Source organism: Streptomyces cinereoruber (assembly GCF_009299385.1).
Lineage (GTDB): Bacteria > Actinomycetota > Actinomycetes > Streptomycetales > Streptomycetaceae > Streptomyces > Streptomyces bikiniensis.
Genome location: NZ_CP023693.1, coordinates 4,826,967 through 4,840,947 on the forward strand (window position 1 = coordinate 4,826,967; position 13,981 = coordinate 4,840,947).

The 13,981-nt window shown below is 74.5% G+C and carries 13 protein-coding genes; 5 read left to right on the plus strand and 8 right to left on the minus strand.

Annotation, left to right across the window (positions count from 1 at the left end; all coding sequences use genetic code 11):
• Positions 1-33 precede the first annotated feature (33 nt).
• From CP977_RS21935 to CP977_RS21960, 6 genes are all read right to left on the minus strand, one after another.
• Positions 34-627 (minus strand): hypothetical protein, encoded by a 594-nt coding sequence (locus tag CP977_RS21935; protein WP_183953227.1) that lies wholly within the window; start codon positions 625-627, stop codon positions 34-36.
• On the minus strand, positions 614-2,203 hold the full coding sequence (locus tag CP977_RS21940; RefSeq protein ID WP_152370685.1) for a substrate-binding and vWA domain-containing protein: 1,590 nt from the start codon (positions 2,201-2,203) through the stop codon (positions 614-616). The genes CP977_RS21935 and CP977_RS21940 overlap by 14 nt, the downstream gene beginning before the upstream one ends.
• Positions 2,200-3,447: a toxic anion resistance protein gene (locus CP977_RS21945; protein WP_152370686.1), complete on the minus strand. Its 1,248-nt coding sequence runs from the start codon at positions 3,445-3,447 to the stop codon at positions 2,200-2,202. Before CP977_RS21945 ends, CP977_RS21940 begins: the two co-directional genes overlap by 4 nt.
• Positions 3,444-4,580 (minus strand): hypothetical protein, encoded by a 1,137-nt coding sequence (locus CP977_RS21950; RefSeq protein WP_183953228.1) that lies wholly within the window; start codon positions 4,578-4,580, stop codon positions 3,444-3,446. The genes CP977_RS21945 and CP977_RS21950 overlap by 4 nt, the downstream gene beginning before the upstream one ends.
• A 139-nt stretch (positions 4,581-4,719) precedes the next feature.
• On the minus strand, positions 4,720-5,115 hold the full coding sequence (locus CP977_RS21955) for an SCO4983 family protein (RefSeq protein ID WP_062752479.1): 396 nt from the start codon (positions 5,113-5,115) through the stop codon (positions 4,720-4,722).
• 82 nt (positions 5,116-5,197) lie between these two features.
• Entirely contained in the window at positions 5,198-6,409 is a 1,212-nt protein-coding gene (locus tag CP977_RS21960) for a pyridoxal phosphate-dependent aminotransferase (RefSeq protein ID WP_109185273.1), read from the minus strand.
• Positions 6,410-6,528: 119 nt separating this feature from the next.
• Here CP977_RS21960 and mptB point away from each other — a divergent pair, with 119 nt between their 5' ends.
• Positions 6,529-7,986 carry a polyprenol phosphomannose-dependent alpha 1,6 mannosyltransferase MptB gene (gene mptB / locus CP977_RS21965; RefSeq protein ID WP_062752477.1) on the plus strand — a complete coding sequence of 486 codons (1,458 nt, stop codon included), beginning with the start codon at positions 6,529-6,531 and terminating at the stop codon, positions 7,984-7,986.
• Here the strand turns inward: mptB and CP977_RS21970 are convergent.
• Complete coding sequence (locus tag CP977_RS21970; protein WP_109185275.1) at positions 7,961-9,562, minus strand: N-acyl-D-amino-acid deacylase family protein; 1,602 nt, start codon at positions 9,560-9,562, stop codon at positions 7,961-7,963. The genes mptB and CP977_RS21970 overlap by 26 nt on opposite strands.
• Positions 9,563-9,591: 29 nt before the next feature.
• Positions 9,592-10,920, minus strand: a complete 1,329-nt coding sequence (locus tag CP977_RS21975) for an alanine racemase (protein WP_152370687.1) — start codon at positions 10,918-10,920, stop codon at positions 9,592-9,594.
• Positions 10,921-11,188: 268 nt separating this feature from the next.
• Between CP977_RS21975 and CP977_RS21980 the strand changes: the two genes are divergently transcribed.
• From CP977_RS21980 to CP977_RS21995, 4 genes are read left to right on the plus strand one after another with little or no spacing between them, the layout of a single operon-like run.
• Positions 11,189-12,235 carry a sugar kinase gene (locus tag CP977_RS21980; RefSeq protein ID WP_208420854.1) on the plus strand — a complete coding sequence of 349 codons (1,047 nt, stop codon included), beginning with the start codon at positions 11,189-11,191 and terminating at the stop codon, positions 12,233-12,235.
• Positions 12,232-12,993: an IclR family transcriptional regulator gene (locus tag CP977_RS21985; protein WP_062752475.1), complete on the plus strand. Its 762-nt coding sequence runs from the start codon at positions 12,232-12,234 to the stop codon at positions 12,991-12,993. Before CP977_RS21980 ends, CP977_RS21985 begins: the two co-directional genes overlap by 4 nt.
• Positions 12,990-13,424 (plus strand): RidA family protein, encoded by a 435-nt coding sequence (locus tag CP977_RS21990; protein WP_062752474.1) that lies wholly within the window; start codon positions 12,990-12,992, stop codon positions 13,422-13,424. The genes CP977_RS21985 and CP977_RS21990 overlap by 4 nt, the downstream gene beginning before the upstream one ends.
• A 52-nt stretch (positions 13,425-13,476) precedes the next feature.
• Positions 13,477-13,932, plus strand: a complete 456-nt coding sequence (locus CP977_RS21995) for a hypothetical protein (protein ID WP_062752473.1) — start codon at positions 13,477-13,479, stop codon at positions 13,930-13,932.
• Positions 13,933-13,981: the final 49 nt, after the last annotated feature.

The following is a 13,981-nucleotide window of genomic DNA, read 5'->3' on the forward strand; positions in this document are numbered from 1 at the left end:
CCTCAGGCTCCGGGGGCCGGCGCATTCTCCCGGTCAGCCGCGCCCCCGGTCCTCCAGATAGCGGGTGTGCGTCCGCTGCCGGATCTCCTCCGCCTCCTGGAGCGCGGCGGCGATCCCGGCCGCCTCCCCGTACAGCGCGTCCAGTTGGCGCCGCAGGTGCCGCTCCGGCGGCTCCGTGCCCGGCGCCACGCGAGCCCACCACCGGGTCCGTACGAAGGCGTCCACCGCCTCCGGTACGTCCTGGCGGATCGCGCGGGCCAGGACGTGCAGGTGGTCCGGGTCGCTCACCCAGCCCGGCTCCAGGAGCGCTTCGAGCAGGGCGTCCAGCTCGGCCAGCCGGTCGCGGGCGGCGGCCGGGAGGTCCACCTCCGCGAGGTACGCGCGCAGGGTCGCGAAGTCGGCCCGCAGCGGTTCGAGCCGGTCGCCGCCCTCCTCGAAGTCCGGCGCGTCCGGCCGCTCGGGCGGGGCGACCAGGGCCCCCGCCCCGTACAGGCCCGCGACCACCAGCGGCCAGAGCCCGCCCGCCGCGCCGGTCAGGGCGATGCCCACGCCGGCCAGGCCGCCGAGGCAGCCCGCCAGGTTCTTGCGGGACTCCGCGTACCGCAGCAGCCGCTCACTGATAGCCACGGATCTCCTCGAAGGCGCCTTCCAGAGAGCCCCCGGTGGCGTCGAAGAGCTTTCCGCCGGTCAGCTCCGCGATCCCCTCCAGCTCGGCCCGGTCGGAGTCCCCGAAGAGGATCGGGAAGACCGGGGTGTGCCGCTGATCGGCCGGGAGCGCGCGGTGGAAGGCGGCGAAGTCGGCCGCCGTGTCCCCGTCGGTGTTCTCGCCGTCCGTCATCAGGACCACCGAGGCGAAGGTGTCGTCCGACGACCTGCCGAGGGAGCGGTACGCCTCCCGGAGGCTGGAGTAGACCGCCGTCCCGCCGGAGGCCGAGAGGCCCGCCGCCCCGGCCCTGATCGCGTCGAGCGCCGCCTTCGGGGACGCCGGGTCGACCGTGTGCGTCCGCACCTCCGACCGCTTCACCGAGGAGCCGAACGGCATCAGGGTGACCTCCTCGCGGTCCCGGAAGTCCCCGGTCAGCTCGGTGAGGGCCGCCTTGAGCCGGTCGAGCCGCTCGCCCCGCATCGAGCCCGAGGTGTCGAGCACGTACACCGTCCGGGAGGGCCTGCGCAGGGTGTTCTCGTACGCGTCGAGCAGCCCGTCCGCGACGGCCCGGCTGCCCGGGAAGGGGAGTTCGCGGCGCTGGTCGCGGGCGAGCGCGGGCGCCGGGGCGGTCCCGGCGACGACCGGGCGGCGCAGGGTCGTCTCCGTGATCCGCCGCTGCACGTCCGGGGTGCGCAGGTGCGCGGTGAGCCGCCCGGCCGCCTCCTTCGCCTCGGGGCGGGCGGAGGCGAGGAGGGTGAACGGGTAGTCGGCGGTGACGACGCCGTCGGACGGCCGGATCACGGTCAGCTCCCCCGGCCGGAACGAGGACAACAGCACCGACTCGTAGTTGACCAGCGCGTCCACGTCGGGACGGCGCCCGTAGGCGGTGGCCAGCCAGCCGGAGGAGCCCGAGGTCAGCTTCTGCCCGGTGAAGAACTCCTTGAGCTTCGGCGTGGCCCGGCGCACGTCCTCCCCGGTCAGCGCCGACTGGGCGCCGGAGAGCCCGGAGGCGACCGAGACGAGCGCGGAGAGGCCGGAGTTGGAGCGCTTGGGGTCCGTCATGCCGTACGTCAGCCTCCCGTCGGCGACGGCCCGGTGCAGCCGCGACCAGGTGACCTCCGCCGGGTCCCAGCCGAGCCGGGCGAGGGCGGCGGGCCGCACCCCGAGCGCCACCGGGGAGGCCATGACCGGGGTCTCGCCGGTGATCCGCCGCGCCGTGTCGGGGCGGAGCCGCAGGTAGTCGTTGGAGGAGAGCCAGACCGCGTCGAAGTCCTTCTCCGCCTCGCCGGACGCGATCCGCTCGACGGCGTCGAGGGTGCCGGTGTAGGTGGGGCGGACGGTGATCCCGGTCGCCTTCCTGGCCTCTTCGAGGACCGGTTCCATGTCGGAGAGCTCGGAGGAGGCGAGGACGCGGAGGGTGCCGGGCTCGAACGCCGTGTCCCCGTCGGTCCTCGCCGGCCGGTCGCCGGGCCCGCAGGAGCCGCCGGTGGCGGTGACGAGCAGGACGAGGGCGAGGGCGGCGAGCGTGCGCCGCAGGGGGCGGGAGGCTCCGGTCATGAAAGAGCCCCGCCTTCCAGCGCGTTCGCGTGCCGGCCGCGCTCCAGGTGGGCCCTCGCCTCCTGGAGTTCGGCCGTCAGGGACTCGACCGTCGCCGCCATCGACTCCGTCGCCCGCGCCTTGTACGTGTCGATGGCGTCGAGCGTCCGGTAGATCTGCTGGAAGGCGGCCCGGAGGGTCTCCGCGCCCACCGCCGGGTCCGCCGCGATCCGCTGGATCTCGCCGGCCTGGGTCGCCAGCATCCCGGCGTTGCCCCGGATCAGGTCCTCGGTGGTGGAGCGCAGTGCGTTCACCTGCTCGGTGACCTTGCGCTGGTTCTCCAGGGCGGAGGCCAGCATCACCGCGATCCGCAGCGCCGCCAGGGTCGTGGTCGCCGCCCGCTCCACGCCCTTGATCAGCTCCTCGTTGTTCCGGCGGACCACGTCCATCGCCAGGTGCCCCTGGGCGCAGACGGCGAGCTGGGTGAGGACGTCCTGGTGCTTCTGCCGCACCGGGAACAGCAGGTCGGCGCGGAGCGCGTCCGCCCGGGCCGGGTCCGGAGTGCGGGCGATCCGCTGCTCCACGGCCGCGTCCAGGGCCTCGGTGAGCACCGCGTACTCCTGGAGCCGGCCCATGGTCTCCCACAGGCGGGCCCGCTCGGTCTCCAACGCGGCGTTGTCCCGGCGCAGTTCGTCCTGGCCGCCGCGCAGCGCGCCGACGATCCGGTTCAGGGTGGCCTGCGAGGAGGCGTACGCGGCGACGTGGTCGCGCAGCCTGTTGCCGCCGGGGAGCTTCGCCAGGAACCCCTTGAAGCCCTTGGCGGGGGTGGCGCGGGGGTTCAGGTCCTCGACGGTGCGCCGGAGTTCGACGAGGGAGGCGCCGACCCGTGCCTGCGGGTCGCCGCCGGGGGCGCCGGCGCCGAGGGAGCGGACCGTGCGGTCCAGCATGCGGTTCGACTGCTGGGCGGCCGAGCGCATCTCGCCCGCGCCGAGCGCCGCGATCTCGCCGACGCGGCCCGCGAACTCGGGGGAGCGCGGGTCGAGTCCCTCGATCGAGCCGATGTACTCGGCGGCCCGGCGGGTCATCTCCGTACGGGTCGCCTCGTCGAGCGGCACCAGACCGGAGGCCTGCGAGGCGCGCACGGGCGGCACGGGCTCGGGCGGGGTGAGGACGAGCGGGGGTTCCTGCCCGGTCCTGCTCGGATCGGTGATTCCCAGGTCGGTGGTCCTCGGGTCGGTGGTCCTCGGGTCTTCCGGTGTCGTCATGCGGTGTCCCCCTGGTCGCGGGCCCGCAGTGCCATCTCGTGCAGCACCTTGCCGGTGGGCACGGGCGCCTGGCGGACTCCGCTCAGCGTCTGGTTGAGGTAGGCGGTGTGGCCGGCGGTCGCGGCGGTGAACTCGCTCGCCGCGCCCTGAGGTCGGAAGCCGTGGCGGACCGCGAGCCGGCGCAGCTCGGGGTCGGTGGAGAGGAGTTCGCCGAGCGCCCGGCCGTTCTCGGTGAGCGGTACGAGGGTGTGGTCGCTGCTGACCGTGGTGTCCGGGTACAGGACGACGAGGTCGCCCATGGGCCGGCCGGCCAGGAGCTGCGCGGCGACCTGGGACTCGTACACCAGGACCAGCGGGTTGCCGACGCCGCTGACGAAGTCCCGGAAGGGGGCGTCGGAGCCGGACTGCTGGGCGCCCTGCACCTGGATCAGCTTGCGCAGGAGCGGGGCCGTGCGGCCCACGGCGGCCTCGTCGCCCGCGACCCGCCCGCCGTCGGCGACGTAGCTCGCGGCGGCGAGGTAGAGGGCGCCGGAGCTGGAGGCGACCGGGTCGGTGGAGGTGACGAAGAGGGTGCCGCGCAGTTCGGCGTGGTCCTCGGCCCCCTTGAGCTGCTGCCAGGTGCGGTCGGCGCGGGCCGCCGCCAGGTAGGCCTCCATGTTCAGGGTGCCGCTGGTGCCGCGCGGGCCGAGGGTCGCCAGGCCGTTCCCGGCGAGGACCCGGGCGGCGGCGCTGTGGGCGACGACGACGAGCGGCGAGTAGAAGGGCCGCAGCGGGGCGGTGACCGCCTTGTCCTTCACCTGGACGGCGGCCTTCGCGCGCAGGCCGTCGGCCGGGGCCTTCGAGGCCGGGAAGGCGAAGTCGTAGCCGTCTAGGGGGAGTTCCTCCATGTCCCAGGATCCGGAGGTCTGGGTGCCCACGGTGAAGCCCCGGTCGGCCAGGGCCTCCACCACCCGCGGGTCGGCGAAGAACTCGGCCTTCTCCGATCCGATGACTCCCCGCACGGCCTTCGTCGCCGTGCCCGTGTCCTTGTCGCCGCCCGTCACGAGGACGGCGGCCACGCCGCCGAGGAGCAGGACGGCGAGGACGATTCCCAGGATGCGTCTCACGCGGGAAGCGTGCTCGCGGAAACCCACGTTCCGGGGCGGGCCGGGTGTACGGGGGGTGAAGGGGCGATCCCGGTACCGAACCGGAGCGGTCGGTACCGCGGCTTCCCCGGCGAGGGGGGTGGTTGGCGCCCGGTCCGCGCGGTTCGTGCCGCGCGGACCGGGGCCGTCAGGGGGCGGCGACCAGGGCGGGTTCCCCGGCCAGCGCCGCGGTGTGCGCGTCCATCCGCTCGGCGGCGAGGATCGCGGCGGTCGTGTCGGCCCGGGAGGCGGCGACGACCAGGGCGCGGCCCGCGAGGGCGTGCGCCTTCTCGTGCAGCTCCCGCGCGGACGCGCCGCTCAGGGCCGCGTGCCGCGCGGGCGGCGCGCCGCGCAGCCGCGCCACCTGCCGGGCGATGAGCTCGCCGGCCTCCGTGTCGCCCAGCTCGTCGGTGACGGCGAGCAGGGCCGCGAGGTGTCCGGCGAGCTGGATGTCCAGCTCCTCCTCGCGGGAGCGGTGCGGGTACGCGTCGTGGTCGTCGTCGGCCATCCGGTGGACCGACTTGGTGCGGATCGGTTCGTACATGGGACGGCCTCCTGAGGTGCTCTGGAGCCATCCTAGCTTAGATTCAGTCTAAAGTTGAGCGAGGTCCGGAAGCGGGGAGGGGCTACGGCTGGCCGTAGCCGTCCAGGAACCGCCCGATCCGCGTCACCGCGTCCGCCAGGTCCGCCGCCGCCGGCAGCGTCACGATCCGGAAGTGGTCCGGCTCGTGCCAGTTGAAGCCCGTCCCGTGCACCACCATGATCTTCTCGGCCCGCAGCAGGTCCAGGACCATCTGCCGGTCGTCCTTGATCTTGTAGACGTTCGGGTCGAGCCGGGGGAAGAGGTACAGCGCCCCCTTCGGCTTCACGCACGTCACGCCCGGGATCTGCGTGAGCAGCTCGTACGCCGTGTCCCGCTGCTCCAGGAGCCGCCCGCCCGGCAGCACCAGGTCCTCGATCGACTGCCGGCCCTGGAGGGCGGCGGCCACCGCGTGCTGCGCCGGCATGTTCGCGCACAGGCGCATGTTGGCGAGGATCGTCAGGCCCTCGATGTACGAGGACGCGTGGTGCTTCGGGCCGCAGACCGCGAGCCAGCCGGAGCGGAAGCCGGCCACCCGGTAGTTCTTGCTCATCCCGTTGAAGGTGAGGCAGAGCAGGTCGGGCGCTATGGCCGCGGTCGGGGTGTGCGTGGTGCCGTCGTAGAGGATCTTGTCGTAGATCTCGTCCGAGCAGACGACCAGGCCGTGCCGGCGGGCGATCTCCGTCAGGGAGCGCAGCATCTCGTCGTCGTAGACGGCGCCGGTCGGGTTGTTCGGGTTGATGATCACGATCGCCTTGGTGCGGTCGGTGATCTTCCGCTCGATGTCGGCGAGGTCCGGCATCCAGTCGGCCTGCTCGTCGCAGCGGTAGTGCACGGCCGTACCGCCCGCGAGCGACACCGAGGCCGTCCACAGCGGATAGTCCGGGGCCGGGACGAGGACCTCGTCGCCGTCGTCGAGGAGAGCCTGCATCGCCATCTGGATCAGCTCGGAGACGCCGTTGCCGAGGTAGACGTCCTCGACGGAGAGCGGGATGCCCTTGGTCTCGTAGTGGCTCATGATCGCCCGGCGGGCCGAGAGCAGCCCCTTCGCGTCCCCGTAGCCGTGCGCGTCGGCCAGGTTGCGCAGCACGTCTTCCAGGATGGCGGGCGGGCACTCGAAGCCGAACGCGGCCGGGTTGCCCGTGTTGAGCTTGAGGATGCGATGACCCGCGGCTTCGAGCCGCATCGCCTCTTCGAGCACCGGACCCCGGATTTCGTAACAGACGTTGGCGAGCTTCGTGGACTGGATCACCTGCATGACGAGAGCTTACGGCGGGGGAGGCCGGGACGCTCCGTGTTTTGGGCCACGTCGGGGAGGGCGGGAGGGGCGGGACCGGGCGCGGCGCTGTACGGCGGGACCGGATAGGTTGGCGCGTCATGTGGTTTTTCAGCGCCTCCGGATGCCGGTGGCTGGGTGCGGGCGGGGCGCTCGCCGTCGCCGTGGGCGGATGGTTCGCCGGGACGCTGCCGGTGCGCGGCGGCTGGGGCCTGTGGGAGCGGCACGGCCCGGCGCCCACCACCGCCGGGGCCCTCCTCGCGTACCTCGGCCTGACCCTGCTCGTCGCCGCGTGGTGGCGGTACGGGGTGCTGCTCGTCCGGGGCGCCGCGGCCGCGCGGGACGGGGTCCTCGCGACCCTCGCCTGCTGGACCGCGCCCCTGCTCCTCGCCCCGCCCCTCTACAGCGCCGACGTCTACAGCTATGTCGCCCAGGGCGCGATGGTCCTCGAAGGACACGACGTGTACGGCGCCGGGCCCTCCGTCCTCGGCCCCGGGGACCTCGGCGCCGAGGCGGCGGCGAGCGTCGGCGGGCACTGGACCGACACCCCCGCCCCGTACGGCCCCGCCTTCCTGCTCCTCGCGGCGGCGGTCGTGAAGCTCACCGGCGGCGCGGTCGTGCCCGCCGTCCTCGGCATGCGCCTGATCGCCCTCGGCGCGCTCGCGCTCACCGTGTGGGCCGTCCGGGGGCTCGGCGGCGGGCCCGGCGGCCGGGCGGGCGCGCTGTGGCTGGCCGTCCTCAACCCGCTCTTCCTGATCCACGTCGTCGGCGGCACCCACAACGACGGCCTGATGATCGGCCTCGTCCTCGGCGGGGTCCTGTTGACGACGCGGGGCCGGTGGGTGCTCGGCAGCGTCCTCGTCGGCTTCGCCGTGATGGTGAAGTCCCCGGCGGCGGTCGCCCTGCTCTTCATCGGGATCGTGGTCGCCCGCCGGGACGGGGGCGGCGTACGGGGCCTGGCGAAGGGCCTCGTCCTTCCCGGGGCCGTCGCGGGGGCCGTGGCGGCGGGGGCGACGCTGCTCGCCGGGACCGGGTTCGGGTGGCTGCGGACGCAGAGCGTCGCCGGGACCATCCACACCGCCCTGTCGCTCACCAGCGACCTGGGGCTCGGGCTCGGGCTGCTCCTCGCGGACGACCCCGACCCGGTGAAGGACCTGGTGCAGAAGCTGGGCCTCGCCGCCGCGCTCGTCCTCATCGCGGCCCTCGCGTGGCGCTCCTGGCGGGGGCGCCTCGACCCGGCCCTCGGCCTCGGCCTCTCCCTGACGGCCCTGGTCGCGCTCTCGCCGATGGTCCAGCCCTGGTACCTGCTGTGGGGGACGGCCGTCGTGGCGTCGACGGCCTGGTACGGCCGGGCGGGGCAGGTCCTCGCGGTCCTCTCGGCGGCGCTCGTGTACGAGACGGCGCCGTCGGGGCGTACGCCCTGGTACGGGTTCGTGGCGGCGGGGGGCGTGGCCGCGCTCGGTCTGCTGTGGGCGCGGCGGGAGCCGTGGCGGGCCGGCGCCCCGGAGGACGCCGACCAGCCCGTGGGCACTCCTACCGGGCGACCGGCGTCCTCCTGATCGCGCGCCCCGCCAGCACGTCCGTCCGTCTGCCGTCCTCGATCACGAACCGTCCCCCGACCAGGACGTGCGGGATGCCCGTCGGGAGGGTCCTGGGGTGTTCGTACGTCGCGCCCGAGGCGACCGTCGCCGGGTCGAAGAGGACCAGGTCGGCGACGTATCCCTCGCGGACCAGGCCCCGGTCGGGGAGACGGAGACGGGCGGCCGGGCGGGAGGTCAGATGGGCGACGCACTCCTCCAGGGACAGGACGCCCAGGTCGCGCGCGTACCGCCCCAGGTACTCGGGGAACGTGCCGTACGCGCGCGGGTGCGGCTTGAGGCCCTGGAGGATGCCGTCCGAGCCGCCGGTGTGCGTCCGGTGGCGCATGATCGTCCGGACGTTCTCCTCGTGGCCCACGTGCTGGAGGATCGTGGTGCCGAGCCGGTCCTCCAGGAGGAGCCGGCGGGCCGTGGCCCAGCCGTCGACGCGGCGGCCGACGAACTCCGCGAGCGCGGGTTCGTTCACCCCCGAGACCTCGATCGTGGACCAGTCGACCGGGACGCCGTGGCAGCCGTCCGAGCCCGTCTCCTCCAGGTGGTGCCGGATCCGCTCGGCCGTCGCGTCGTCCCGGAGCCGCGCGAGCACCGCCTCCGGGCCGCCCTCGCTCGCCCAGCCGGGCAGCAGCGCCACCAGGGTCGTACAGCCGGGGGTGTACGGGTACGTGTCGAGGCTGAGGTCCGCGCCCGCGTCCAGGGCCTCGTCCAGGAGGGCGAGCAGTTCGGGGGCCCGGCCCTCGTTCACGCCGAAGTTCATGGTGGCGTGCGCCAGGTGCAGGGCGCACCCGGCCGCGCGGGTCAGGGCGATCATCTCCGCGTACGCGTCGAGCGCCCCGGCGCCGTACGAGCGGTGGTGCGGGCAGTAGTAGCCGCCGTACTCCGCGACGACCCGGCACAGCTCGGTCAGCTCGGCGTCCGGCGCGTACATCCCCGGGGTGTACGTGAGGCCGGAGGACATGCCGACCGCGCCCTGCTCCAGGCCCTCGGCGACCAGCCGCCGCATCCGGTCCAGCTCGGCCGCCGTCGCCGGGCGGTCCTCCCAGCCGACCGCGAGGGCCCGGACCGTGCCCTGGGGGACGAGGTAGGCGGCGTTGACCGCGATGCCCCGGCCGCCGTGCGCGCCGTCGAGCCGGTCCAGGTACTCGCCGACCGTGCGCCAGTCCAGGTCCAGGTCGGAGCCGTCGCCGTTCCAGCCGGCGATCGCCCGCCGCACCTCCGCGCGCGTGCGGTCGTCCACCGGGGCGTACGACAGGCCGTCCTGGCCCAGGACCTCCAGGGTCACGCCCTGCGCGGCCTTCGCGGAGTGGTCCGGGTCGCGGAGCAGCGCGAGGTCGCTGTGGGCGTGCATGTCGATGAAGCCGGGGGAGAGGACCAGGCCCTCGGCGTCCATGATCCGGCGGCCGGTGGGCCGCTGGCAGCCGGCCGCCGCGGCCTCCTGGACGATCGTGGTGATCCGGCCGCCCTCGACGCCGACGTCGGCCCGGTAGGAGGGGCCGCCGCTGCCGTCGACGACCTCGGCGTCGCGGATGACGAGTTCCATCACTGTCCCGGCTCCTCGGTTTCCTGGTCCTAGAAGAACGTGCGGATGTGGTCGACCACCGTGCCGTCGGCCTCGACCAGCGGGATGAGCTGCCACTTGTCGAACGACGTGCACGGGTGGGAGAGGCCCATCCCCACCCAGTCCCCGACCTCCAGGTCCGCCCCCGGCTCCGTGCGCAGCCAGGCGTGCTGGTCGGAGAGGCCCGTCACCGTGATGCCCCCGGCGGGGCGGATCCCGCCCGTGCGGGCGTCGCGGACCACCTGGGCCTCCGGGAGGTGCAGGTCGTGGGCGGCGTCCCGCTTGCCCGCGTTGGTGAAGGCCTGCTCGCCGGTGGGCCGGGAGACGACCTGCGACCAGAGCCGGAACGCCGGCTGGAGCGCGCCCTCCTCCGGGACCCGGTTGAAGGGGGTGAGGTGCCGGTAGTGGCCGTCGTCGTGCGAGACGTACGCGCCGGAGCGCAGCAGCTTCAGGACCGGGAGGGAGAGCGCGGGGATCTCCGCGAAGACCTCCGCGACCGTGTCGAACCAGGCGCTGCCGCCCGCGCTCACCACGATCTCGCCGATCCCGGCGTCGAAGCGGCCCTCCTCGTCGAAGGCGGCGGCGAGGCCGGTGAGCCGCAGCAGCCAGGCCCGGACCCGCTCCGGGTCCGCCTTCGGCACCTCGCCCTCGTAGCCGGCGACACCGACGAGCCGCAGGGTGTCGGCGGCGGCGACCGCGTCCGCGACGGCGGCGCACTCGGCCTCCGTACGGGCGCCGGTACGGGCCCCCTCGCCCGCGCCCAGCTCCACGACGACGTCCACCGGGCGGCCTGCCCCGGCCGCGCGCAGGGCCTCGTCCATCAGCTCGACCCCGCGCACCGAGTCCACGTAGCAGACGAGGCGGAAGTCCGGGTCGGCGTCGAGCTCGGCGGCGAGCCAGCGCAGGGCGGCGGGGTCGACCAGCTCGTTGGCGAGGAAGATCCGGGCGATGCCGTGGGCGCGGTAGACGCGGGCCTGGTGGGGCACGGCGGCGGTGATGCCCCACGCGCCGTGCGCGAGCTGCCGGTCGAAGAGCTGGGGGGCCATGGAGGTCTTGCCGTGCGGGGCGAAGGCGAGGCCGTGGCGCTCGGCGTACGTCTCCAGGAGGCGCAGGTTGTGCGCGACGGACTCGGCGGAGAGGGCGAGGACGGGGGTGGTGTAGCCGCCGGTGAAGAGGTTCCGGCGCTGGGCGGAGAGCTCGCCGACGGTCAGGCCCTCGGCGTCCGGGGGGAGGGCCTTGAAGCGGTGGTCGACGCGCTCGGCGGAGAGGTCGGGGACCTCGCGCCCCTTCCGCGCGCTCCGCGCGTTCTGCGCGGGTGTCTCGTTCACCGGGTCGGGCATGGGCTCCTCCTCATGGGTGTTGCATGATGCGCAACGCTCATTGCGTATCGTGCTCACGGCTGTCTAACATCCGGGCCAAGGCCGGGTCAATGGACCCGTGGGAGTCGCAGGGAGCACGAGAGTGAGCGGACACGCGCCCCCGGACACGACTCCGGACGCGATCCCGGAGGCGCTTCCGGACACGATCCCGGACACCGCCCGCCGCGTGGACCCGGTGGGCCCCGTGGGCGCGGCGGATCCCGTGGACGTCGTCTGCCTCGGCGAGTCCATGGTCACCTTCCTCCCCTCCCGGCCGGGCCGCCTCGCGGACGTCCCCTCCTTCACCCGGGCGATCGGCGGCGCCGAGTCCAACGTCGCCTGCGCCCTGGCCGCCGCCGGACACCGCGCCCGGTGGGTCGGCCGCGTCGGCGCCGACGGCTTCGGGGACCACCTGGTCGACACCATCGGCGCCCACGGCGTCGACGTCACGGCCGTGGGCCGCGACCCGCGCCGGCCGACCGGGATCTACTTCCGTACGGACGAGGACCGGGCCACCGACGCCCACGAGGTCGTCTACTACCGGGCCGGTTCCGCCGCCTCGGCCATGTCGCCCGCCACCGTCCCGTACGAGAGCGTCGCCGGGGCCCGGATCCTGCACCTCACCGGCATCACCGCCGCCCTCTCCGGGGACTGCCTGGCCCTGGTGCGGGAGCTCACCGCCCGGCGCCCCGGCCGCCCCCTCGTCTCCTTCGACGTCAACCACCGGCCGGCCCTGTGGCGCGACGGCGACGCCCCCGGCGTCCTCCTCGAACTGGCCCGCCGCGCCGACGTCGTCTTCGTCGGGGCGGACGAGGCGGAGCGACTGTGGGGGCTGAGGGGGGCGCGGGAGGTCTTCGAGGCCGTCTCCGGGCCCGGGGTGGTCGTGGTCAAGCTGGGCGGGGGCGGGGCCGTCGCGACCGACGGGGAGGCCCGTACGGGTGCCGTGGACGGCGTCCTCGTCCCCGCCCCCCGCGTCGACGTCGTCTCCCCGATCGGCGCCGGGGACGCCTTCGCCGCCGGGTTCCTCTCCGCGACCCTCCGCGGCCTCGACCTGCGGAACCGGCTCCGGCACGGGCACCTCATGGCCGCCGCCGCCCTCACCGTCCCCGGCGACCTGGCCGTCCCGCCCCGCCGCGACCGCCTCGACCGCCTCGCCGCGCTCGGCGACGCGGCCTGGGGGACACTTCACCTCGGCCCCGGCTGGACGGAGGCCGACGAGAAGGATCCCGGGCGGACGGGCGGGGGCCCGGAAGGCCCCGGCCGTACGGGGGACGACCAGGAGGTACGCACGCCATGAGCCAGACCGTCGACCGGGCGCTCAGCATCCTGCCGCTGCTCGCGCGGGGCCCCGCCGACCTCGGACAGGTCGCCGAGAGCCTCGGCGTCCACAAGTCCACGGCCCTGCGGCTGCTGCGCACCCTCCACGAGCACGGCCTCGTCCACCGCCAGCAGGACCAGCGCTACCGCCTGGGCGCCCGGCTCTTCGCGCTCGCGCAGGAGGCCGTCGAGAACCTCGACATCCGGGAGATCGCCCACCCCTACCTCACCGCGCTCAACGAGCGGATCGGGCACACGGTCCACCTCGCGGTGTACGAGGAGGGCGAGGTCCTCTACATCGACAAGGTCGAGAGCCGCTACCCGGTCCGCATGTACTCGCGGATCGGCAGGCCCGTCGCGATCACCGTCGCCGCCGTCGCCAAGCTGCTCCTGGCCGACCTGCCCGAGGCCGAGCGGCGCGCGGTCGCCGCGAAGCTCGACTACCCCCCGTACACGCCCCGTTCGACGCCGAACGCCGCCGCCTTCCTCAAGGAGCTGGCGACCGTGCGCGAGCAGGGGTGGGCCACCGACCTCGGCGGCCACGAGGAGTCCATCAACTGCGTCGGCGCGCCCGTCCGGGGCGCCGACGGGCGGGTCGTCGCCGCCATGTCGGTCTCGGCGCCCAACGTGGTCGTCACGGCCGAGGAACTCCTCACCCTCCTCCCGCAGGTGCGCCGCACCGCGGACGCCATCAGCCGGGAGTACTCCGGCACCGCCCCGACCAAGGACACCGCATGAGCGACCAGCCGACCGCGCAGCCCGCCGAGAAGATCGCCCTCACCCCGGCGACCCACACCACCCCGCCCGCGAAGTTCTCGCACGGCGTGAGGAAGGGCAACATCCTCCAGGTCGCCGGCCAGGTCGGCTTCCTGCCCGCCGTCGAGGGCCGGGCGCCGACGGTCGCGGGCCCGACGCTGCGCGAGCAGACCCTCCAGACCTTCGCCAACGTCAAGGCGATCCTGGAGGAGGGCGGCGCGACCTGGGACGACGTCATGATGACGCGCGTCTACCTGACCGACGTGGACCACTTCGCCGAGATGAACGAGATCTACAACCAGTACTTCGAGGAGCAGGGCCTCAAGGCCCCCGCCTCCGCCCGCACCACGGTCTACGTCGGCCTCCCGGCCGGCCTCCTCATCGAGATCGACGCGCTGGCGGTCCTGGGCTGAAAAGCCCTTCTCTGTGCGAGGGTTGAACCCCGAGAGCACAGGGGGACCTCACATGGGACGCACCAGGGGGACGAAACCGCTCGGCATCGGCGTGCCGGTCGCGGCGGCGGCCGCACTGTGCGCGGCGCTGCTGTCCGGCTGCGGCGGGACGGAGGAGAAGCCGGACCTGGCGGACCAGGACCGCTTCCTCGGACGGTACGTGTCGCTGCTCAACGCCTCGGACGAGCCCGGCCTGGCCGACCTCCTCCGCGGCCACCCGAACGGCGGTGACGACGCCCGCGCCCGGATCGCGGCGTACGGCGGCCAGGACTGGGACGTGACGTGGAAGCGCACCTCCGAGTTCCCGGACGTCTGGAGCGTCCGGCTGACCGGGACCGCCGGCGACCGGAAGCGCCCGGTCGAGGTCGTGGAGACCGTGAACCGGGAGGACGGCCACTGGTCGCTGACCCCCCTGGACGGCGTGGTCCCGAAGCCGTCCGGCGCGGCGGACACGACGCGCCCGAAGTGACGGGAGCGGGCCCGTACCCCCCCGAGGGGGGTACGGGCCCGCGCCGGGC

What these genes read in the sequence shown, in the direction of transcription:
- CP977_RS21940 (WP_152370685.1), bottom strand. Translation starts at nt 2,203, where the DNA reads ATGACCGGAGCCTCCCGCCCCCTGCGGCGCACGCTCGCCGCCCTCGCC.
- CP977_RS21945 (WP_152370686.1), bottom strand. Translation starts at nt 3,447, where the DNA reads ATGACGACACCGGAAGACCCGAGGACCACCGACCCGAGGACCACCGAC.
- CP977_RS21955 (WP_062752479.1), bottom strand. Translation starts at nt 5,115, where the DNA reads ATGTACGAACCGATCCGCACCAAGTCGGTCCACCGGATGGCCGACGAC.
- CP977_RS21960 (WP_109185273.1), bottom strand. Translation starts at nt 6,409, where the DNA reads ATGCAGGTGATCCAGTCCACGAAGCTCGCCAACGTCTGTTACGAAATC.
- mptB (WP_062752477.1), top strand. Translation starts at nt 6,529, where the DNA reads ATGTGGTTTTTCAGCGCCTCCGGATGCCGGTGGCTGGGTGCGGGCGGG.
- CP977_RS21970 (WP_109185275.1), bottom strand. Translation starts at nt 9,562, where the DNA reads ATGGAACTCGTCATCCGCGACGCCGAGGTCGTCGACGGCAGCGGCGGC.
- CP977_RS21975 (WP_152370687.1), bottom strand. Translation starts at nt 10,920, where the DNA reads ATGCCCGACCCGGTGAACGAGACACCCGCGCAGAACGCGCGGAGCGCG.
- CP977_RS21980 (WP_208420854.1), top strand. Translation starts at nt 11,189, where the DNA reads ATGGTCACCTTCCTCCCCTCCCGGCCGGGCCGCCTCGCGGACGTCCCC.
- CP977_RS21985 (WP_062752475.1), top strand. Translation starts at nt 12,232, where the DNA reads ATGAGCCAGACCGTCGACCGGGCGCTCAGCATCCTGCCGCTGCTCGCG.
- CP977_RS21990 (WP_062752474.1), top strand. Translation starts at nt 12,990, where the DNA reads ATGAGCGACCAGCCGACCGCGCAGCCCGCCGAGAAGATCGCCCTCACC.
- CP977_RS21995 (WP_062752473.1), top strand. Translation starts at nt 13,477, where the DNA reads ATGGGACGCACCAGGGGGACGAAACCGCTCGGCATCGGCGTGCCGGTC.